1 pseudogene is annotated in these 230 nt (G+C 35.2%); it reads left to right on the top strand.

The annotated features are described in order from the left end of the window. Window positions 1-230: pseudogene (locus tag ACRHOC_RS15310) on the top strand (gfo/Idh/MocA family oxidoreductase); the annotation flags it as partial.

The raw sequence follows: 230 nt of genomic DNA, 5'->3' as shown, positions 1-230 counted from the left end.
AGCAAGTCGAATTTCACTAAAAAATATGCGAAAGTCTAGATTCTTTCAACAGGATGCCTACATCTCGGTAGATTTTTTAGAGCAGTAATGTGAACTAGTTAAGATGAAAGCTGCTCCAGAAAATCCTGGTGATTTCGATATGATCCTACAACATGCCGAAGGTGTCAAAAAACAAATCTATTGTGATAATCCTACTATAGAAAATAATAACGCTATTCTAGACGAACTAC

The sequence above is a fragment of the Winogradskyella poriferorum genome, assembly GCF_050618035.1.
GTDB lineage: Bacteria > Bacteroidota > Bacteroidia > Flavobacteriales > Flavobacteriaceae > Winogradskyella > Winogradskyella poriferorum_A.
Note: the sequence above shows the minus strand (reverse complement) of the source record. Positions and strands in the feature narration are given on the sequence as shown.